Here is a 22,418-nt window from a genome sequence, read left to right as displayed (position 1 = left end):
GATTTAGGTGAGTTTTTATATAAAAACAATGTATTTTTTTAATGCTGCAACTCTTCTTCGCCTGCTTTTAAGGGGATGTTTTGAGGGATAAAATCTTCATCGTGCCCTGGTTTGCTATAATCGTAAGACCATCGGTACACATGTGGAATATCACCTGGCCAGTTACCGTGAATATGTTCCACTGGGGTAGTCCATTCAAGTGTGTTGGAGCGCCAAGGATTTTGGGTTGCTTTTTTTCCGAAGAAAATGCTTCCGAAGAAATTGTACAAATACACTATTTGCACAATACCCCCAATAAGAGCAAATATGGTGATTACAACATTCACATTTGCTAAATCGTCGAATAATGGGAAATTGGTATTGGTATAATAACGTCGTGGTAAACCTGCCATACCTATAAAATGCATAGGGAAAAACACGCCATAAGCACATACAGCGGTTATCCAAAAATGGATGTATCCTAAATTTTTATTCAACATACGGCCAAACATTTTTGGATACCAATGATAAATACCCGCAAACATACCATACAAAGCCGAAATACCCATTACTAAATGGAAGTGGGCAATTACAAAATAGGTATCGTGCACGTTTATATCCAAAGCACTGTCTCCTAAAATAATGCCCGTTAAACCTCCTGTGATAAACGTTGAAACAAATCCTATTGAAAACAACATGGCGGGATTCATTTGCAAATTACCTTTCCATAGGGTCGTTATCCAGTTAAATGCTTTCACTGCGGAAGGAATGGCAATCAATAAGGTTGTAAAGGTAAATACCGAACCTAAAAATGGATTCATTCCGGACACGAACATGTGATGCCCCCATACGATGGTTGATAAAAAGGCAATGGCCAATATGGAAGCAATCATGGCACGGTACCCAAAAATTGGTTTTCGCGAGTTGGATGCCATAATCTCTGAAACAATTCCCATGGCAGGCAAAATTACAATATACACTTCAGGATGCCCTAAGAACCAAAACAGGTGCTCGAACAAAACGGGTGAACCGCCTTGATAATGTAACACTTCCCCTTGAATAAAAATATCGGATAAGAAGAAGGAAGTTCCAAAACTTCTATCCATAATTAATAATAAGGCAGCAGATAATAACACCGGAAATGACACCACACCGATGATGGCCGTTACGAAAAATGCCCAAATAGTAAGTGGTAAACGCGTCATCGACATGCCTTTAGTGCGCAAATTGATAACGGTTACAATATAATTTAACGAGCCCAATAACGATGAAGCAATAAAAATTGCCATAGAAACTAACCACAAGGTCATGCCCATACCCGAACCACCTTGCGCCATAGGCAATGCACTTAAGGGTGGGTATATGGTCCATCCCGCAGCAGCTGGTCCAGCCTCTACAAATAATGAGGAAACCATGATGATACTTGAAAGGAAAAACAACCAATAAGATATCATATTCAAGAAGCCAGAGGCCATATCGCGTGCACCAATTTGCAACGGAATTAACAAGTTGCTAAACGTACCGCTTAGACCTGCCGTTAAAACGAAAAAAACCATAATGGTACCATGAATGGTAACCAAGGCCAAATAAATGTCGGCATCCATGACACCGTCTGGTGCCCATTTGCCCAACAATGCTTCAAACAAAACGTTAGGCTCTTCTGGCCATGCGATTTGAATACGGAACATCATAGACATGATAACACCAATAATACCCATTAGCGTACCTGTAATGAGGTATTGTTTGGCAATCATTTTATGGTCTTGACTAAATATATATTTAGTTATAAACGTTTCTTTATGATGATGTCCGTGGTCGTCGTGAGCGTGATTATCTTCGTGTGCTGACATAATCTTATATCGTTTTTATCTTTTTAATTAGTTAATTAGCGAATTTTTGAAATCTTTCTGTTCTTTAATCCATGCATCATATTCTTCCTGTGTTTCCACTACTATTTTCATTTGCATGTTATAATGAGATTTACCACAAATTTTATTGCACAGAAGCAAATAATCAAATTCATAAGGCTCAAGAGCATCGCTCCCTTTTGCGGTTAGTTCTTTACTCTTTTCAGATCTAATCTTATTGATATTATTAACTTTGTCAACTATTTCAGGGGTTTTCCTCATGTCGGCAGTAGTAATTGTTGGCGTAAAACCAAATTGTGTTATCATACCGGGCACACAGTTCATTTGTGCTCTAAAGTGGGGCATATAAGCTGAATGCAATACATCTTGCGAACGCATTTTAAAGAGTACTGGCTTTCCAACGGGCAAATGCAGTTCGGTTGTAATGATGTCGTCCTGGGCATTTGGATCGGCTTCATCCAAACCTAAAATATTGGCTTTATCGATATCTATTAAACGCACATTGGCTTTACCTAAGGTATTATCGTTACCCCCATATCGGGCTTTCCAGTTAAACTGTTGCGCATATAATTCAACAATTAAAGGGTCGTCGCTCTCATCAACTCCCATGATATTGATCCAAGTGTTCAATCCATAAATGATCAAACCTGCCAGCACGATAACGGGAATGATTGTCCAGATAGCTTCAAGTTTATTGTTATCGGCAAAGAACAATGCTTTTTTTCCTTTTTCACCTTTGTATTTGAAGGCAAAATAGTGCAAAAGAAATTGGGTTACGGTTTGTACAAAGAAGATGATTACTAGAGAAACGATCATCAAATTATCGATGGTAGGGCCGTGTTCGGATGCAGAATTTGATAACAAAGGCAAGTCGCCCCATTTTGCAAAGGATATGATGGTAATTACATAGATGAATGCTAAAAAGCCCATCATTAAATATCCATTCATGGTATTATCCTTATCTGTGGCAACTTGGGTGTTTTCATTTTTGGCATGAGCCAAATCGAAAATCTTCACCATTTGCCAAATGGCTATCAGAATAAATACTAAAACTATAATTGTTAATAAAGCAGTCATCGTTTTTGTTCGTCTTAACTTAAATTAATAATGGAAATGCTCACTTTCTTTTCTAAAAGGATAACCTTTTACAAGTAATGGCGCTTTTGTTAGGGCGGTAAATACTATAAATATAAACAGACCAGCAAAAAGTAGTACTGAGCTGATTTCTGGGATACCAATAAACCAACGGTCGCCTACGGTGGCGGGCATGATCATAATAAATACATCAATATAATGCCCTAGTAGTATAACCAATCCTGTCATGATTACAAACCAAGGAATACGTTTATAATTGGCATTCATCAACATTAAAATGGGAAACACGAAATTCAATACCACCATTCCTAGGAACAATAATTTATAATCCTGGAACCTGGTGATGAAATAAGTTACCTCTTCTGGAATGTTTGAATACCAAATAAGCATAAATTGTGAAAACCATAAATAGGTCCAAAAAATACTGAACGCAAACATATATTTAGCAACGTCGTGCAAATGGTTTTCGTTTACAAACTCTAAATAGTTTCTTGATTTTAAGTAAATGGCCACCAAAGCTATTACGGTAATGCCGCTTACAAACATGGTTGCGAATACATACCACCCAAACAATGTTGAAAACCAGTGGGGGTCCACACTCATGATCCAGTCCCAAGACATCATAGATTCGGTGTAGATAAAGAAAACCAAAAAGGCTGCTGATATTCGGAACGATTTTTTAAAATTGCTAGTATCTTCTGCCGTATCCTGTGCAATAGAAAATTTACGCGAAAAATGACGGTACAGGCTCCAACCAGCGATAAATATCAACCCACGTATGGCAAACCAAGGAAGGTTTAAGAAACTGGATTTTCCGGCAATCAATTTATCATAATGTTCGCTTTCTGGGTTTATAAGGTCTGGGTTCATCCAAACAAACAGATTATAATGCCCAATAGTACCTGAAGCAACGGCTATACCCAAAACGATTAAAGTACCGGGCAACACATAGGCTGTGATGCCTTCCATGACTCTAAATAATACTGGAGACCACCCAGCTTGGGAAGCAATTTGAATGGCGTAAAATGCCAAAACGCCCAAAGCTATCATCATAAAGAAAAAGGCCGCTACATAAAGTGCCGACCATGGCCTGTTTGACAATTGGTGCTGTACATGTTCTGCATGCTCATTCGCGTTGTGGGCTTCATCTGAATGATCAGCATGTGCATCGGCAACAGCGTGGGTGGTTTGAACGGCATGACCTCCATGATGCGCTGCTTCTTCATTAAGCATGGTTTTAACTTCATCTATAGATTTATGGGACGTCATAAAACCATATCCAACACCCAATGCTCCTAATATCATTAGAATGAAAGAAAATGTCTTTAATTTATTTGAAAATGTGTACATATCTATAATAATCTGGTCTATCTTACTTAACTAAATCGGCTCTTAATTGCAACACATACGATACGACTTGCCAGCGTTCTTCTTCTTGCAATTGGTTTGCATAACTACCCATGGCATTTTTTCCATAATATATGGTGTGGTAAATGCTGCCTTCGGTAATTTCCCTATCGGCATAATTTGGAATACCCAATATTTTTTCGCGTTTTACCAAGTTACCCTGTCCGTCGCCCGCAGTGCCATGGCAAATAGCACAATAGATATCGTAAAGGGCTTTACCAGTTTGCGCATTGACTTGGGTAGAATCTAAGGGGCTTTTTAAGGTTTCCTTTGCTAGTTCGTACCCTTCGGTTGAATTTGCTATATCAAAAGGTACATGTCCTCTAGGTATGGAGCCTTCAGCAGGTAATTGAGCCTCAACACCATTTTTAAAGGCTGCTTCACCATAGGTTTCGTAACCTGCCGATTGGTACATATTTGGCATGAACTGATAGTTTGGTGCAGTATCTTTTTTACAAGACACAGCCATTAACCCAATTGCTAATACTACTATTTTAATTAAGCTTTTCATATCTATTATTAATGGGCTTTATTAATTAAATTAATTTCCACTGCGCCTGTTTCTTTAAGCAAGCTTTCCAGTTCGTTCTCATTTCCGTTTACTGCAATTTCCATTAAAAAATGGTCATCGGTTGTTCTAGGATCTGGATTTTCAGCATTTTTAAAAGGCCACATTTTACTGCGCAAGTAAAAAGTTATTACCATTAAATGTGCTGCAAAAAACACGGTTAACTCGAACATAATGGGCACAAATGCTGGCATATTTTCTAGGTAACTAAAGCTTGGTTTGCCACCAATATCTTGAGGCCAATCTTCAATCATGATATAATTCATCATGACTATGGATACTGTTAAACCTATTAAACCATAAATAAACGATGCTATGGCGATACGCGTGGGCGCTAAACCCATGGCCTTATCTAGCCCATGAACCGGAAACGGTGTGTATATTTCTTCGATATGATAACGTTCTGCCTTAACCTTTTTTACTGCCGACATTAATACATCATCATCCGTATAAATAGCGTGAATAACTTTTGAAGCTTCCATTGACTCTATTCTAGTTTATTAATTTTTTAGCTTGACCAGACCAATCATCACGTTCGGCCCTTCCTGGGAAAGAACCTGTAATATCATCCAACAAGTCGTATTCTCTTTTTGTCATTTTACTTACTTGCGCATAAGTAAAAATACCAATACTGTTAAGTACCTCTTCCATTTTAGGGCCAATGCCGCTAATTACCTTTAAATCATCAGCCGTTTGCAAGGTGGGATCAAATTTACCAACACCCTTCAATAGGTTATCCAACTTTTCAGCTTTATCTTGATGCGGTTTTACATCGGTAGTTTCCTGAGTAATCTTAAAATTAGACGTTCTGGCATCGACACCTGTTCCTACTAAACTACCTCCAGCTTCACGGATTCTTTTATAACGTTCTCCGGAAGATTTTAAAATGGTTTTAACCTCTGCTTGGGCAATTACGGGGAATGTTCTTGAATACAATAGGAACAACACAAAGAAGAAGCCAATGGTTCCAATGAAAATTCCTATATCAACAAATGTTGGCGAGAACATGGTCCAAGATGAAGGCAAATAATCTCGATGCAATGAGGTAACGATAATTACGAATCGTTCAAACCACATCCCAATATTTACAACAATAGATATAAAGAACGAAAACATAATGCTTGTTCTTAATTTCTTGAACCACATAAACTGTGGCGAAAACACGTTACAGGTCATCATCGACCAATAAGCCCACCAATAAGGGCCTGTTGCCCTGTTTAAGAAAGCATATTGTTCGTATTCTACACCCGAATACCAAGCGATAAAAAGCTCGGTAATATAGGCAACACCTACAATGGAACCGGTAATCATGATAACGATGTTCATTAACTCAATGTGTTGAACGGTAATATAGTCTTCAAGGTTACAAACTTTACGCATTATGATGAGCAGCGTATTTACCATGGCAAAACCAGAGAATACCGCTCCGGCAACAAAGTAAGGAGGGAATATGGTGGTATGCCAACCGGGAATAACCGATGTAGCAAAGTCAAACGATACAATTGTATGAACAGAAAGCACCAACGGGGTTGCTAAACCGGCAAGTACCAAAGATACTTCTTCAAAACGTTGCCAATCTTTGGCACGACCAGACCAGCCAAAGCTCAATAAAGAGTAGATTTTCTTTTGGAAAGGTTTTACAGCCCTGTCGCGAATCATGGCGAAATCGGGCAACAAACCTGTCCACCAAAACACTAATGATACCGATAGATAAGTAGAAATAGCAAACACGTCCCAAAGCAATGGGGAGTTAAAGTTTACCCATAAGGAACCGAATTGGTTTGGAATGGGTAATACCCAATATCCTAACCACGGGCGCCCCATGTGTATAATAGGGAATAAACCTGCCTGAACTACCGAGAAAATGGTCATTGCCTCCGCAGAACGGTTGATGGCCATACGCCATTTTTGACGGAACAACAAGAGTACAGCAGAAATAAGTGTTCCTGCATGCCCGATACCTACCCACCAAACAAAGTTAGTAATATCCCAGGCCCAACCTACGGTTTTGTTCAAACCCCAGGTTCCAATACCCGTGGATATTGTATAAATGATACAACCTATCCCCCAAAGGAAAGCTGCTAGTGCAATAGAAAATACTATCCACCATTGTTTATTCGCTTTTCCTTCCACAGGTCGTGCCACATCTACCGATACATCGTGATATGATTTTTCGCCTGTAACTAAAGGTCTTCTAATAGGTGCTTCGTAATGAGACGCCATAATTATATAATTGATTCTTTAATTAGATTTATGCTTCGGTTGTATTTCGCACTTTTGTTTGGTACATCACATTCGGTTTTATGCCTACGTGTTCCAACAAGTGGTACATACGGTTATCTTGTTTAAGTTTTGCAACTTTACTTTCCTTATCGTTAATGTCTCCAAATACCATGGCACCCGTACCACATGCTGCGGAACAAGCTGTTTGGAACTCACCATCCTTGATTTCACGACCATCGCGTTTTGCGTCAAGAATCGTTTTTTGCGTTTTTTGGATACACATCGAACATTTCTCCATAACACCGCGAGAACGCACCACCACATCGGGGTTTAAAACCATTCGGCCTAAATCGTCGTTCATGTGGTAATCAAACTCATCGTTTCCATTGTACAGGAACCAGTTGAAACGACGTACTTTGTATGGACAGTTGTTGGCACAATAACGTGTCCCTACACAACGGTTGTATGCCATTTGGTTTTGGCCTTGACGCCCGTGCGATGTTGCCGCAACCGGACAAACAGTTTCACATGGCGCGTGGTTACAATGTTGACACATAACAGGTTGGAAGGCTACTTGTGGATTGGCCGATGCATGTTCCATTTCAGCAAATTCGCTTAACGAGCTTCCTAAACCTGAAATATCATCTTTTTTCTTATCATCACCTTCAAAAGAATCTTCCGATGAATAATACCTATCAATACGCAACCAGTGCATATCACGGCTACGGCGTACTTCGCTTTTGCCAACTACGGGCACATTGTTTTCAGCATGACAAGCTATTACACAAGCACCACAGCCGGTACAGGCGTTCAAATCGATTGATAAGTTGAAATGATGCCCTATAGAACGATCGAAGGAATCCCATAAATCTACTTCTGGTGATGATACAGGTGTAGGTTTGTGGTTTAAGGACACCATAGCGACCTCGTTCCAGTATTTTTTATCTTTTGTATTGAATATCTCTAAAGTCGTTTCTTTAATGATATCGCCACGACCCATTAACGTGTTATGAAGTTGTACCGAAGCAAATTCATGCTCACCAGAAACCGCTTCAACGGTTACGTTTTGCACCGTATTAAAGCCTTGATATAATGCAAAGGCATTAACGCCCGTTTGCATTTCCTCCTTTAATCCTTTTGTTCTTCCGTAGCCCAATGCCAACCCCACAGATCCTTTTGCTTGACCTGGTTGAATCATTACCGGTGCAGTAACCGATTTTCCGTTAACGGTTACTTTAGCATAGCTTCCGTTTAATGCGCCATTTGCTACGTGCTTGTTAATTAAACCAAGTGCATCGGCATCGGCTTTTGAAATGGTTAAATAATTATCCCAAGAGGTTCTGGTAATGGGGTCTGGAAATTCTTGTAACCATGGGTTGTTGGCCTGTTGCCCATCGCCCATACCGACTTTGGTATATAAGGTTAATTCAAGACCTGATTTTTTTGCTGAAGACGCCAAAGCACTGGCCGCCGAACCTGAAGGGGCTGCTAAAGTTGATGCATCGGTAGTTGAAATGACTTCGGTGGCAATACTTCCAACAAAAACTCCATCGTGCAATGCTTGGTTAAAAGAACTGCCTCCTAAAATAGTTGTTCCCCAAGCCTCTTTAATATAATCGTGGTAAGAAACAGGGTTCCCTGTCCATTTTAACAACGCTTCTTGAAACTGTCGGGTATTAAACAAGGGGCGGATTGTAGGTTGTGTTAAACCATAATGCCCTTTTTTAATTTCAACATCGCCCCAAGATTCTAAATAATGTGGCGCTGCGGCCACATATTCCACTTCTGAAGCAGTTTCATCCATTTTCATGGAGAATGTTATGGATAATTCGGTTTTTTTCAAGCCTGCAACAAACTCGGAAGCATTGGGCAACGTGTAAACAGGATTGACACCGCTCATAATGATGGCGCCTACTTTTCCCGCTTTCATATCAGCAACCAAAGCTGCAACATCGGCATCGCTACCTTGTCTTGTTTTTATGGGAGTGGCTTTATCAAAAGCATTACTTACTAAAAATTCATTTATTTCTAAAGCAACGGTTTGTGCATTTACATCTTGAATTCCGGTAAGAACCACGCCATTGGTACCTGCCTTTTTTAATTGGGCTGCCGCTTTTTTAACGGCAACTTCAACCTGGTTTGGTAAACTTCCAGAAACAGAACCGCCAACCACATAGCTGTATAATTTTGCCAAGGCTATTTTTTGTTCACTGGGCGTTAAAGGCACGCGTTTATCGGCATTGGCACCAGTTAACGATAGGTTCGATTCAAACTGTATGTGGCGCGACATTTTTCCTTCTTGGGGAATGCGCCCTTTGGAATAACCAACCTCAAAACCACCACCTTGCCAATCGCCCAAGAAATCGGCACCTATGGAAACAATGGTTGAGGCCTTTGATAAATCGTAATTTGCCAATGCACGCTCACCATATTTTGCTTGGTAGGCATCCAATGCAGCCGATTCTGAAACAGCATCGTAAACGACATGACGAACCGTACCGTATTTTTCTTTAAATTCTGAGATTAACTTACTTGTTGAAGGGCTTGCATAGGTTTGTGTTAGCAATACAATTTCTTTACCTGCAACTTTTAAGTTCGTTAACTTCTGATTGGTTTCAGCATCGAAATCAGTCCATGAAATAGAATTGCCTCCTTTTTTGGGGCTTTGTAGTCGTAAACTATCATACAATCCAAGAACCGAAGCATTTACCCTGGCATTTGCTACGCTATTGGTTGCAGCTAATGCATTGTTTTCTATTTTAATAGGTCGCCCTTCTCGTGTCTTTACCAAAATACTTGCAAAATCAAAGCCATCGGCAATGGTTGTAGCATAGTAATTGGCAACACCTGGAATTATTTCTTGGGGTTGCACTACATAGGGAATGGATTTAACCACAGGACCCTCGCAGGCAGCCAATGATGCTGCCGCTGTACTAAACCCAATATATTTTAAGAAATCGCGACGTGTTGTAGAAGTTGCCTCCAATGTATCTTTATCACCTAAAAATTCATCGGTAGGGATCTCTGAAACAAACTCGTTTTGTTTTAGCGTCTCAACAATAGAACTAGTCTCGTTTAGCTCTTCAACACTTTTCCAGTATTTCTTGTTTGATGACATATTTATTAAATAGTTATTAGTTGTTAGTTATAAGTTGCTTGGTTACTCGCAAACCATAACTTTTTTTTATTAATAATGACATTTACCACATTCTAAGCCACCCATTTCAGCAACTGTAAGCTTTTCTTTATTATATTTTTTGGCTAAAGCTTCGTGGATTTTCGTGTAATAAGCATTGTCCTGAATTTTAACATCGGTGGTTCTGTGACAATCAATACACCAACCCATTGTTAAGGGCGCAAATTGGCTTACAACCTCCATTTCTTGTATAGGCCCGTGGCAGGTTTGGCACTCAACACCCGCTACGGTAACGTGCTGCGAGTGGTTAAAGTAAACAAAATCGGGCAAATTGTGAATACGCACCCATTTTACTGGTTGGGATTCACCTGTATATTTTTGTTCGGTATCATCCCATCCTACGGCTTTGTATAATTTTTTTATTTCAGCGTTATAATCAACCCCAATGGCTGCACCTTCTGCCTGGGTTTCTGGCGCTACTTCGTAAATTGATTTGTGGCAGTTCATACAAACATTTAACGACGGAATGCCTGAATGTTTACTTGTTCTAGCAGAAGAGTGGCAGTATTTACAATCTATTCCATTATCGCCAGCATGTATTTTGTGCGAATAATGTATTGGCTGCACAGGTTGATACCCTTGATCTACCCCAATTTGCATCATATAGCCATACACAAAATAAGCACTTGCCAACAATAGGAAAATAGCCAGCACCAACATTAAAAACTGGTTTTTAACAAATGCTTGCCATAGTGGCATACGCTTGGTAGCTTCGGGCAATTCGATATTTTGCGCATTGGCAAAACGACGTAAGGTTTTGTTAACCACAAATAAGCCCAATGCCAATAACACAAATAAAATGGCTAGGGCACCTAAAATTAGCTCATTGGTAATACCACCTGTTGCTGCTGGCGCATTGGTGGTTGCACCTGAGGCAACAGCGGCGGCGGGAGCCTCTTCTTTTACCTCGGCCGTATATGCTAATATGTTATCAATATCCTCGTTGGACAATTGTGGGAATGGGGACATGGCAGCGCCACCAAATTCATTATAAATTTTATTGGCATAAGCATCGCCCGATTTAATCAAACCAGCACTATTGCGGATCCACTCATAAATCCAGGCCCTATCCAAGCCTTCGGCAACAATTTTCTCCTCTACATTACGCAAGGCAGGACCCGTCATCTTTTTATCTAATTGATGACAAGCGGCACAATTGGCATTAAACAATGACTTTCCTTTTACTGGATCTCCTCCTTGGGCAGAAAGAGAGGTTGCGAACGCTAACAAAATAATTAAGCATAAACCAAGAATGTTCTTACTTAATATACGGTGAATCACCTTTCTCATATTGTTGGTTAAATTAACTTCTAAACTTTGGTATGACTTTTGTCATTTTATAAATAAAAAAACACAGTTATAAAAATACCAAGCAAAAGTAATATTTAAAGTCGATTTGAGAAACCTTAGATTGTCGATATTATTAATTTAGAAGAATTCTAAATAATAAAATAGTGTTAAATTTAGTTTATAACTTTTACATTTGTATAAATTTATTTGAAAATGAAACTATTGAAATTGAAAACTAGCATTTTAAGTGTTTTTTGCTTTGTAATGGCAACAGCTTTTGGTTATGCACAACAGGGAACTATTAACATTAACCAAGACAAAAAATTGAACACTTTGCTTGATATTAAGAAAGAAATGAACAAAAATGGAACGGAATCCGATAGATACAAAATACAAATTTATTCTGGAAATAACCGTTCAAGTGCTGAATCTGCGCAAAGAGAGTTCAACAGCGCTTTTTCTGATTGGAAGGCTTCCATTCAATTTGAAACGCCCAATTTCAAGATTTGGTCCAGCAGTTTTAACACACGGTTGGAAGCCGATAAGGCCTTGAAACAAATTAAGTCCAAATTTCCTGCGGCCTTTATTTTTAAGCCTAAAAAATAAGGCTGTTGTGTACTATTTTAGGCTAAAAAAAGCGACCAGTGAATTTCTTACTGGTCGCTTTTTTTATTTGTTTATGTTATTTCGATTTGTTACTTGAGTTTCTTTTTAACTTCTACCTCATGGAACGCTTCAATAATATCGCCTTCTTTTATGTCGTTGAAGTTTTTAATTTGCATACCACAATCGAACCCTTTAGTAACCTCTTTCGCATCATCTTTAAATCGTTTTAGCGATGCCAGTACACCTGTAAAAACCACTACCCCATCTCTAATTAAACGAATACCTGCACTCTTCACAATTTTTCCGCTGGTAACCATGCAACCTGCAATACTGCCAATTTTGGTTACTTTGAATATCTCCCTAATTTCAGCAGTACCTAAAATCTCTTCCTTAAATTCAGGAGAAAGCATGCCTTCCATAGCATCTTTAAGATCGTTGATGGCATCATAAATAATAGAGTAGGTTCGGATATCGATTTCTTCCTTATCGGCAATCATTCGGGCATTTCCAACTGGGCGCACATTGAACCCTATGATGATGGCATCGGAAGCCGATGCCAACAAGACATCGCTTTCGGTTATGGCACCAACACCCTTATGTAAAATGTTCACTTGAATTTCTTCGGTTGATAGTTTCTGGAACGAATCGGTCAACGCTTCCACAGAACCATCCACGTCGCCTTTAAGTATGATGTTCAATTCTTGGAAATCGCCCAATGCAATTCGACGACCAATTTCATCTAAAGTGATATGGCGCTGAGTCCTAACCGATTGCTCGCGTTGTAATTGTGCGCGTTTTGAAGCAATTTGTTTGGCTTCACGTTCATCTTCAAACACATTAAACTTATCGCCCGCTTGTGGTGCGCCATCCAATCCTAAAATAGAGACTGGTGTGGAGGGTCCAGCAGCTTTAACGCTATTTCCACGCTCATCGTGCATGGCCTTTACTTTGCCACTATTCTTGCCTGCCAACACATAATCGCCAACGCGAAGTGTACCTGCTTGAACCAGAATTGTAGATACAAAGCCGCGACCTTTATCTAAAAAGGCCTCTACAACGGTGCCCAATGCTGGTTTATTTGGGTTTGCCTTCAGCTCTAGCAATTCGGCTTCAAGCAACACTTTTTCCAATAATTCTTTTACGCCGGTACCTACTTTTGCAGAAATATCGTGCGATTGTATTTTACCGCCCCAATCTTCAACCAATAAATTCATTTGTGCCAATCCTTCTTTAATCTTTTCCGGATTCGCCGCAGGTTTATCAATTTTATTGATGGCAAAAACAATAGGCACTCCTGCTGCTTGCGCATGGGCAATGGCCTCTTTTGTTTGAGGCATGATATCATCATCGGCAGCGGCCACGATAATAGCAATATCGGTTACTTGGGCGCCACGTGCACGCATGGCGGTAAACGCTTCGTGCCCCGGTGTATCTAAGAATGCGATTTTTTGTCCGTTATCCAACTCAACGCCGTAGGCCCCGATATGTTGTGTAATGCCTCCCGATTCGCCAGCAATCACATTTTCTTTACGGATGTAATCCAAAAGCGATGTTTTACCATGATCTACGTGCCCCATCACGGTTACAATGGGTGCTCGTGGCAATAAATCTTCTTCCCTATCTTCATACACCTCGATAGAATCTTCAATATCAGCGGTTACAAATTCTACTTCAAATCCAAATTCCTCAGCAACAATTGATAGGGTTTCAGCATCTAATCGCTGGTTCATCGTTACCATCATACCTAACGACATACATGCTGATATGATTTGTGTAACCTGTACATCCATCATGGTAGCCACTTCGCTTGCCGTAACAAACTCGGTTACTTTAAGGATTTTGCTTTCGGCTGCTTCCTGCTCTAGGTGGCGTTCGGTTTGATCGCGATGATGCTCTCTTTTGTCCCGTCTATATTTGGCACCTTTGCCTTTTGTTGATTTTCCTTGAAGTTTTTCTAGGGTTTCGCGTACTTGTTTTTTTACGTCTTCATCGCTAGGATCTTCTTTAAGAATGGGGCGTCTGGCCTGTCCTGGTTTGCCACCCTTAAAACGATCATTACCAGGTTTGTTTGCTGTGGTATCGCCAGTTTGCTGTGGTCCTCCTACCTTACTGATACGGCGGCGCTTTTTCTTATTAGCAGCGGTACCTGCATCGGCATTTTTGGTTTCAGGTTTTTTATCTTCTTTCTTTTTCTTGGGCTTATTGAATTGCGACAAATCAATTTTATCGCCCGCTATTTTGGGTCCGGTGAGTTTTTGGTATTTGGTTTTTACGCGTTCCTCGGCAATGGCTTCACCATCGTTATTGGTGGTCGCGCTTTTTGAAACGACCTTTTCCTTTTTGCTTTCGGAAACAGGCTGTTCTTTAGGCTTAACAGGTTCTTCTTTTTCTTCTACCCTAACGTTTTCGGCCTTCTTTTCGGTTTGGGCCACCTGTGGCACATCAACTGGCGTTTCTTTTACTGAAGCTTCCTTAACTGGGGGTGTTTCAACTGTTTTTGGAACAACTTCTTCAATGTGCGTTGACACCTCTTTATCGGCTTGCTTTGGAACAGCAGGAGTTTCAATTGTCTTTTTGGGCTCCAAATCGATTTTTCCAACCTGTTTGGGGCCTGCAAGTGTTTTGGAGGCTTTTATGATTTCTTCTTTTTTGGCTGCCTCTTTGTGTTTTTCTTCAAGCTCACGCTCGCGTTGCTCGCGCAACACTTCCTTCTCTTTTAATTTTGCTTCACCAACCTCTTTGGATGCTACTTTTTTGCTGGCATCGGTTTGAAACTCGTTTGAAAGGATTACGTGTACTTCTTCTGAAATTTTCGTATTCGGACTTTTCTCTATTTCGATGCCTTTTGATTCTAGAAAATCAACGGCACGGTCAATAGAGATATTGAGTTCGCGTAATACTTTATTTAATCTAATTGTGTCAGCCATAAATTGCCTTTAAAATACTCAAATATATGTTATTATTCTTCAAATTCTTCCCTAAGGATCCTAATAACGTCTCTAATTGTTTCTTCTTCTAAATCGGTTCGTTTCACCAAATCGTCAACATCCTGTTCTAAAATGCTTTTTGCGGTATCCAGTCCTGCTTTACTGAACTCTTCAATGATCCAGCCTTCTATTTCATCGGAGAACTCTCTCAATTCAACATCTTCTTCGGCACCTTCTCTAAACACATCAATTTCGTAGCCTGTTAACTGGCCTGCCAATCGAATGTTGTGACCGCCCCTGCCAATCGCTTTGCTTACTTCCTCGGGCTTTAAAATAACCTCGGCGCGTTTGGTTTCTTCGTTGATTTTTACTGAAGTTACGCGTGCAGGACTTAAAGCTCTGGTTATGTAGAGCTGTAAATTGTTGGTGTAATTGATGACATCGATGTTTTCGTTGCCCAATTCGCGAACAATGCCATGGATTCTGGAGCCTTTCATGCCCACACAAGCACCTACTGGGTCAATCCTATCATCATAGGAATCTACGGCTACCTTGGCTTTTTCGCCTGGTATTCTAACCACATTTTTAATGGTAATCAAGCCATCGAAAACCTCGGGTATTTCTTGTTCAAAAAGCTTTTCCAAAAATACGGGGGAGCTTCTGGACATGATGATGGTTGGTTTGGCGCCTTTTAGCTCGACGCTATCAATAACCCCGCGAACATTATCGCCTTTTCTGAAAAAATCTGAAGGGATTTGTTTTTCTTTGGGAAGGACGATTTCATTGCCTTCATCATCCAATAAAATAACAGCGCGGTGGCGAATGTGGTGTACTTCGGCGGTATAAATTTCGCCCACTAAATCCTTGAATTGCTTGAAAATAATGGTGTTATCGTGTTCGTGGATTTTAGAAATGAGGTTTTGGCGCAATGCTAAAATGGCGCGTCTGCCTAAATCGATCAATTTCACTTCTTCCGATACATCTTCGCCTACCTCAAAATCGGGTTCAATTTTACGGGCTTCAGATAGTGAAATTTCCTGATTGGGCTCCACTACCTCGCCATCGGCCACAACAACCCTGTTTCGCCATATTTCCAAATCGCCTTTATCGGGATTTACAATGATATCGAAATTATCGTCATCGCCATATTTTTTTTTTAGGGCACTTCTAAACACATCTTCTAAAATGGCCATCAACGTTACTCTGTCAATTAGCTTATCGTCTTTGAATTCCGAGAAAGATTCAATTAACGCGATATTCTCCATAACTCTTATTGAATTAAAATTTAATCATAACTTTTGCTTCTACAATATCTTCGTAAGCGATTACCGCCTGCTTTTTTACGGTTATTTTGCCTTTACCTACGGGTTTAGGCTCTCTAACGTTCCACTCTAATGTTATCTTTGTTTCGGTAGCGTTTGCAAGTGTTCCCTCTAGTTTTCCTGAGGTTGTTTTTAAAGTTAGCTCCCTACCTACATTTTTTTTATACTGCCGTTTGTTTACTAAGGGCGATGTTGCCCCGGCCGACATGACTTCTAAGGAAAAATCGTGTTCTTCCCTATCTATGTTATGCTCGATGGCCCTGCTTATAAACATGCAATCTTCAACCAAAACCCCGTTATCGCCATCAATCACTACATTAATATGATTATCGCCTTGAATTGAAAAATCAATTAAAAACAAATCTGGTCGTTCCTTCAGGGCGGCTTCTAGTAAATCTGTTACGGTGTTTTTAAACATTTTTTTTATGAAAAGAGGGGACTTCCCGTCCCCTCTTCTTTTGTTTTAGCCTTTCAACGGTGCAAATATATAATATTTTATTGATTTTTAAAGTAATATTTCATAAATTTAGAATCAACTTAGTTTGCTGTTTATGAAAAAAATACTCGTTCCAACCGACTTTTCCGTACAAGCTGAAAACGCCTTAAAGGTTGCCGCACAATTGGCCAAAAAATACCATTGCGACATTTACCTGCTGCACGTTCTTGAAATACCTTTGCACACCGTAGATCCCTTAACTACTTACAATAACTTGCCGGAAGCCGTTTATTTTATGAAATTGGCCCATAAACAATTTGAGGAACTTAAAGCTAAGGACTATTTAAAAAACCTTACGGTACATGAAAAAGTAGAGTTTCAAGACCTATTTAAAAGTGTTTTCCATGTTTGCAAAAAAGAACAAATTGATTTAATAGTTATGGGTTCCAACGGCGAAAACGGTTTAATGGAAATGCTTATTGGCAGCAACACCGAAAAAGTGGTGCGCACCTCGGAAACCCCCGTATTGGTGGTAAAAAAAGAGCACCCACAATTTAACCCGAAACATTTTGTGTTTGCTTCCGATTTTAGGGATGAAGCCAAAAAACCGTTTGGGAAAGCCTTGGGTTTTGCAACTATTTTTGGGGCGAAAATGCACTTGCTTATGGTAAATACGCCCCAAAATTTCATTACTACTTCCGAGTCGCAAACGAGAATGCAGGATTTTATAAAAAACTTCAACTTTTTAAATTATTCGCTTCATGTCCACAATGAAGTTACCATTGAAAAAGGCATCATGCATTTTGCTCAATCCATTAAAGCCGACTTAATTGGCATGAGTACCCATGGCCGACAAGGAATTTCGCATTTTTTTAATGGCAGTGTGAGCGAAGATTTGGTAAACCACGCCAAACGCCCTGTGATGACCTTTAAGATTTGAAAAAGGATTCTCTGGCAAAAACGCAATGTAGAAGCTGAAGTAGTTTATTCCAAAAACTGATAGTTATCGGAGACTTCAACAAAAGAAACTTCAACAAAAAAACTCAAAAAAAAAATGGGGTTTTGAGATGAGGTTGGCTTACTAGGGCTTCCCGCAGGAAAACGGGATAAACTTCGCGCCCCATGGGCTTTATCGCAAAAAACAAAAAACCCAACTCTAAAAGAATTGGGTTTTTGAGATGATGTTGGCTTACTAGGGCTCGAACCTAGACTCTTCTGGACCAAAACCAGACGTGTTGCCAGTTACACCATAAGCCAATGTGTAATTGAGGGTGCAAATTTAGTACAAAGTTTTATTTTCGCAAGCATTTTTTAAAAAAATAATCGCAAATACTTAACGTTTACTTAAAAACATTTTGAATACCATATTTATTGTTAAATTCGCCAAGGGTTTATAGAATTCACGATTCTGGATTCTGAATTCTGGATTTTATAATTACAATAAACAATATGACCAATTTCAATTTTAAAAAATGGAATACCATTTTAGGGTGGTTTGCTTTTTTTATAGCGCTTATTACCTATACCCTTACCGCAGAACCAACCGTTAGTTTTTGGGATGCCGGCGAGTATATTTTAACATCGGCAAAATTACAGGTTGGACATCCTCCGGGGGCGCCCTTGTTTCAAATGCTTGGTGCCTTTTTTGCCATGTTTGCGCTAGAACCCTCACAAATTGGCTTTATGCTTAACATGATGAGTGCCATTTCTAGTGCGCTTACTATTTTATTCATGTTCTGGACCATTACCTTACTATTAAAAAAACTGGTTCACTTTAAAAATGAAATTTCGCAATCAAAAGCAATTGCTATTTTGGGCAGCGGTTTGGTTGGTAGTTTGGCCTTTACCTTTACCGATTCATTCTGGTTTAATGCCGTTGAAACCGAGGTTTATGCCATGGCAACCTTAATTATGTCTGTGCTGTTTTGGCTTGCATTGCGTTGGGAACAAGATATGCACAAACCTAGGGGCAACCGTTGGCTTATTTTAATTGCTTTTATTATTGGTCTGTCGTTTGGGGTACATTTTATGGGTTTATTGACCATTCCTGCCATCGGGCTTATTTATTATTTTAAAAACTATAAAACGGTTACCGTTAAAAATTTCATTATTGCCAATGTTATTTCAGTAGCTATTTTATTGTTCATTTTTAAGCTTTTGGCACCTAATATTCTTAAAATTTTCAGTGCCTTCGAGATATTTTTCGTAAACTCAGTGGGCTTACCATTTAATTCTGGGTCTATAATTGCAGGTCTTCTTTTGGTTGCCATTATTTACTACGCTTTAAATTACACCCACAAAAAGGGCTATGTAAACCTTAACACGAGCATTTTATGTGTAACTTTTATAATCATTGGGTTTTCAACATGGTTGATGCTGCCCATACGCGCCAATGCACAAACCGTTATAAATGAAAACAACCCATCAAGTGCCCGCGAGCTTTTAGCTTATTACAATTTAGAGCAATACCCAGAAACGCACTTGTTTTATGGACCGTTGTTTACCGACCAGTATGCTTATTTAGATGAAAACCAGCCCTATGTTGATGACAAGCCTAAATATGAAAAAGATGAAGCCAAAGGCAAATATGTGGTGGTAAACGACTATAAGAATGCAAAACAAAATTACAACTCAAAGCATGCTGCCATCCTACCAAGAATGTGGAGCAGCGAGCATGCCGAAAATTACATGACATTTTCTGGTTTCCTGAAATTTAAAATAAAACCGGAGTACCAAATGGAAAATGAGTTGCGCAACGTTATCAATAATTTTCAAAAAGATGTAGCCAAAGGCAATGTTGATTATGAAGATTACAATAAATTTTTAATGCGTTACAAAAGCTATATCGATGTTGAAAAACCTAGTTTATGGCAAAACATTACCTATATGGTCCAATACCAATTAGGCTATATGTATTGGCGCTATTTTATGTGGAATTTCTCTGGGAGACAAGACGATATTCAAGGGCGTTACGACAACCACGGTAACTGGATTACAGGAATCAAATTCCTTGACGAAAAACTTTTAGGAGCATCACAAGATAATTTACCTAGCGATGTTAAAAACAATAAGGGAAGAAATACCTATTTCTTACTACCATTCATCCTTGGTTTAATAGGCTTCTTCTTCTTATTCAACAAAGACAAAAAACTATTTTGGACTATGCTGGTATTTTTCCTGTTTACGGGTATCGCCATTCAATTCTACACCAACGTGCGCCCTTTTGAGCCTCGAGAACGCGACTACTCGGTTGTGGGGTCTTTTTACGTGTTTGCCCTTTGGATCGGGTTTGGTGTGTATGCACTTTATGAAGCCTTAAAAAAACACCTGTCGCCCAAAGTTTTAGCCCCGGCCATGACGCTGCTATGCTTGGTTTTGGTACCGGTAAATCTGGCTGCCAATAATTGGGATGACCACGACCGATCAGACAAATACACTGCCAGGGCAATGGCCAAAATGTATTTGGATTCTTGTGCTGAAGATGGCATTTTGTTTACCATTGGTGATAACGATACCTTTGCGCTGTGGTACGCACAGGAAATTGAAGGCTATCGAACCGATGTGCGTGTAGTAAATACCAGTTTATTCCAAACCGATTGGTATATTGACCAGATGAAGCGTCAAGCATACGAAAGCGAACCAATTCCATCACAATTAACGCACGATTTGTACAAATATGGCACGAACGATTATATTGTTATCGAACCGGTTATTAAGGATACATTAAACGTAAAACAATTTTTAGATTTTATTGCCAGTAACAACCCTAAAACCAAGTACAAATACATTTTACAACAAAAAGGTGTAGATATTTCGCAAGTTAGAAACCAAGATTTAGCAGCAAGTTATTTACCAACCGATAATTTAAGAATACCTGTAAACAAAGAAAACGTGCTAAAATATGGCATTGTTGCCGCTAAAGACGCCGATAAAATTGTTCCCTACATTGATATACACATAACAGGAAATGCTTTATACAAAAACAGGTTGTTAATGTTGGATATTATTGCGAATAATGATTGGAAACGCCCCATTTATTTTACAGGGGGAAGCTTTGGCGATGACGATTATATTTGGATGAAAGACTACCTTCAATTAGATGGTATGTGCTATAAACTGGTGCCCATAAAAACACCTGTTGACAGAGCAAACCCCTTTGATATGGGACGTGTTGATAGTGAGCTTATGTACCAAAAAGTAAAGAAATGGGATTGGGGAAACAGTGGCGGCGACATTTACCACGACCCCGAAACTCGCAAAAATTCCATAACCTACCGAGGTAATTTAGCCCGATTGATTGAGCAATTGATCAACGAGAAAAAACTAGATAAAGCCGAAAAAATAGCCGATATAGCCATGACCAACATGCCCGTTGACTATTTTGGGTACTATACCCTGTTAGAGCCTTATATTAGCGCCTATTACGAAGTAGGAAATAAAGAAAAAGCACAGAAATTATACAAACAGGTGGCCGTAAAATACCAAGAAAACCTATCCTATTATGGTGGTTTGGAAAAACAAACCCAAGAACGCCTGTTTGAAGATATTTATACCGACATTCAACGTTACAAGGGCTTAATTGATGTTTTAACCAAATACGACCCTAAGTTTGCAGAAATTGAGGGTGCCATATTCAACAAAAACCTGATGCTCTTTAAGCATTTTTACGGGGAAGAAGATGAAAATGCACCCAAAACCGATATTGACATACCTGCCCAAGACAGCAGCAAAAATTTAATTACAGAGTAAGGCATGCCCTTAACGCCCATTAAAACACCGTTGTTTGTAAAAAAGATGTTCCCAAACTATGTTTGGGACATCACAACCAATACTAAATCCATCTACCTAACTTTTGATGATGGCCCAACTCCTGAAATTACAAATTGGGTTTTAAACATGCTAAAAAGCTATCATGCAAAAGCTACTTTTTTTTGCATTGGCAACAATATTGAAAAACACCCTGAAATATTTCAAAATATTATTGCAGATGGGCACAGCATTGGAAACCACACACACAACCATATAAAAGGCTGGAAAACAAAAGCAAACGATTATGTAGATAACATCGCGAAAGCGGAAAGCCTAATCGATTCCCAAATTCAGAATTCAGAATTGAGAATTCAGAATTTATTCCGGCCACCATACGGACAGATAACCCCAAAACAAGGAAAAAAACTTTTGGCGTTGGGCTACAAAATCATCATGTGGGATGTATTGTCTTTTGATTGGGACAAAAATGTATCCGAAGAAACTTGTTTTAATAATGTTATATCAAAAGCAACCAATGGTAGCATTATTGTTTTTCATGATAGCGTAAAAGCCTCAAAAAACCTGCAGTACACCTTGCCAAGGGTGTTGGAATTTTTCAGCAAAAAAAACTTTCTGTTTGAAGCCTTACCACAAAAAAATCGGTAAAACTGAACGCTTTTAAAAATCCAACTATTTCGCAAGCTATATATTAAACAAAAAGAAAATGGGAGTACTTCCTCGAAATGTTTCTA

15 protein-coding genes and 1 tRNA gene are annotated in these 22,418 nt (G+C 39.3%); 4 read left to right on the top strand and 12 right to left on the bottom strand.

All coding sequences use genetic code 11. The features are described from left to right. Window positions 1-38 precede the first annotated feature (38 nt). The 8 genes from GQO80_RS03860 to GQO80_RS03825 form a co-directional block, all read right to left on the bottom strand. Window positions 39-1,829, bottom strand: coding sequence for a cytochrome c oxidase subunit I (locus GQO80_RS03860; protein ID WP_157207015.1), 1,791 nt, complete (start codon window positions 1,827-1,829; stop codon window positions 39-41). Between the two features lie 27 nt (window positions 1,830-1,856). Then, a complete protein-coding gene (locus tag GQO80_RS03855) occupies window positions 1,857-2,924 on the bottom strand; it encodes a cytochrome c oxidase subunit II (RefSeq protein ID WP_157207014.1) in 1,068 nt (355 codons plus the stop codon). A 24-nt stretch (window positions 2,925-2,948) separates the two neighbouring features. After that, window positions 2,949-4,292: a quinol:cytochrome C oxidoreductase gene (locus GQO80_RS03850; RefSeq protein WP_157207013.1), complete on the bottom strand. Its 1,344-nt coding sequence runs from the start codon at window positions 4,290-4,292 to the stop codon at window positions 2,949-2,951. A 22-nt stretch (window positions 4,293-4,314) separates the two neighbouring features. After that, window positions 4,315-4,860, bottom strand: a complete 546-nt coding sequence (locus tag GQO80_RS03845; protein WP_157207012.1) for a c-type cytochrome — start codon at window positions 4,858-4,860, stop codon at window positions 4,315-4,317. Window positions 4,861-4,868: 8 nt separating this feature from the next. Beyond that, the gene (locus GQO80_RS03840) at window positions 4,869-5,399 is read right to left on the bottom strand and encodes a DUF3341 domain-containing protein (protein ID WP_157207011.1); all 531 of its coding nucleotides are present in this window, start codon (window positions 5,397-5,399) and stop codon (window positions 4,869-4,871) included. 10 nt (window positions 5,400-5,409) lie between these two features. Beyond that, window positions 5,410-7,140 carry an NrfD/PsrC family molybdoenzyme membrane anchor subunit gene (gene nrfD, locus GQO80_RS03835; protein ID WP_157207010.1) on the bottom strand — a complete coding sequence of 577 codons (1,731 nt, stop codon included), beginning with the start codon at window positions 7,138-7,140 and terminating at the stop codon, window positions 5,410-5,412. Between the two features lie 28 nt (window positions 7,141-7,168). After that, the gene (locus GQO80_RS03830; protein WP_157207009.1) at window positions 7,169-10,258 is read right to left on the bottom strand and encodes a TAT-variant-translocated molybdopterin oxidoreductase; all 3,090 of its coding nucleotides are present in this window, start codon (window positions 10,256-10,258) and stop codon (window positions 7,169-7,171) included. 69 nt (window positions 10,259-10,327) lie between these two features. Continuing rightward, window positions 10,328-11,626, bottom strand: a complete 1,299-nt coding sequence (locus tag GQO80_RS03825) for a cytochrome c3 family protein (RefSeq protein ID WP_157207008.1) — start codon at window positions 11,624-11,626, stop codon at window positions 10,328-10,330. Window positions 11,627-11,839: 213 nt separating this feature from the next. Here GQO80_RS03825 and GQO80_RS03820 point away from each other — a divergent pair, with 213 nt between their 5' ends. Next, window positions 11,840-12,232 (top strand): SPOR domain-containing protein, encoded by a 393-nt coding sequence (locus GQO80_RS03820; protein WP_157207007.1) that lies wholly within the window; start codon window positions 11,840-11,842, stop codon window positions 12,230-12,232. A gap of 89 nt (window positions 12,233-12,321) precedes the next feature. On the opposite strand, the gene infB is transcribed toward GQO80_RS03820, so the two are convergent. Genes infB through rimP form a run of 3 tightly spaced genes read right to left on the bottom strand, consistent with a single transcriptional unit; the run spans window position 12,322 to window position 16,899 of the window. Then, complete coding sequence (gene infB, locus GQO80_RS03815) at window positions 12,322-15,159, bottom strand: translation initiation factor IF-2 (RefSeq protein ID WP_157207006.1); 2,838 nt, start codon at window positions 15,157-15,159, stop codon at window positions 12,322-12,324. 32 nt (window positions 15,160-15,191) lie between these two features. Further along, window positions 15,192-16,424, bottom strand: a complete 1,233-nt coding sequence (nusA, locus tag GQO80_RS03810; RefSeq protein ID WP_157207005.1) for a transcription termination factor NusA — start codon at window positions 16,422-16,424, stop codon at window positions 15,192-15,194. A gap of 13 nt (window positions 16,425-16,437) precedes the next feature. Then, a complete protein-coding gene (gene rimP / locus GQO80_RS03805; protein WP_157207004.1) occupies window positions 16,438-16,899 on the bottom strand; it encodes a ribosome assembly cofactor RimP in 462 nt (153 codons plus the stop codon). A gap of 133 nt (window positions 16,900-17,032) precedes the next feature. Here rimP and GQO80_RS03800 point away from each other — a divergent pair, with 133 nt between their 5' ends. Further along, complete coding sequence (locus GQO80_RS03800; protein WP_157207003.1) at window positions 17,033-17,857, top strand: universal stress protein; 825 nt, start codon at window positions 17,033-17,035, stop codon at window positions 17,855-17,857. 244 nt (window positions 17,858-18,101) lie between these two features. Here the strand turns inward: GQO80_RS03800 and GQO80_RS03795 are convergent. Then, window positions 18,102-18,174: transfer RNA gene (locus tag GQO80_RS03795), tRNA-Gln, on the bottom strand. 192 nt (window positions 18,175-18,366) lie between these two features. On the opposite strand from GQO80_RS03795, the gene GQO80_RS03790 reads away from it, so the two are divergent. Both GQO80_RS03790 and GQO80_RS03785 read left to right on the top strand, forming a co-directional pair. Continuing rightward, on the top strand, window positions 18,367-21,666 hold the full coding sequence (locus GQO80_RS03790; RefSeq protein ID WP_157207002.1) for a glycosyltransferase family 117 protein: 3,300 nt from the start codon (window positions 18,367-18,369) through the stop codon (window positions 21,664-21,666). Window positions 21,667-21,669: 3 nt separating this feature from the next. Further along, window positions 21,670-22,332 (top strand): polysaccharide deacetylase family protein, encoded by a 663-nt coding sequence (locus tag GQO80_RS03785; protein WP_157207001.1) that lies wholly within the window; start codon window positions 21,670-21,672, stop codon window positions 22,330-22,332. Window positions 22,333-22,418: the final 86 nt, after the last annotated feature.

Origin of the sequence: Mariniflexile maritimum, from assembly GCF_009746565.1 — a bacterium.
Taxonomy (GTDB): domain Bacteria; phylum Bacteroidota; class Bacteroidia; order Flavobacteriales; family Flavobacteriaceae; genus Mariniflexile; species Mariniflexile maritimum.
Note: the sequence above shows the minus strand (reverse complement) of the source record. Positions and strands in the feature narration are given on the sequence as shown.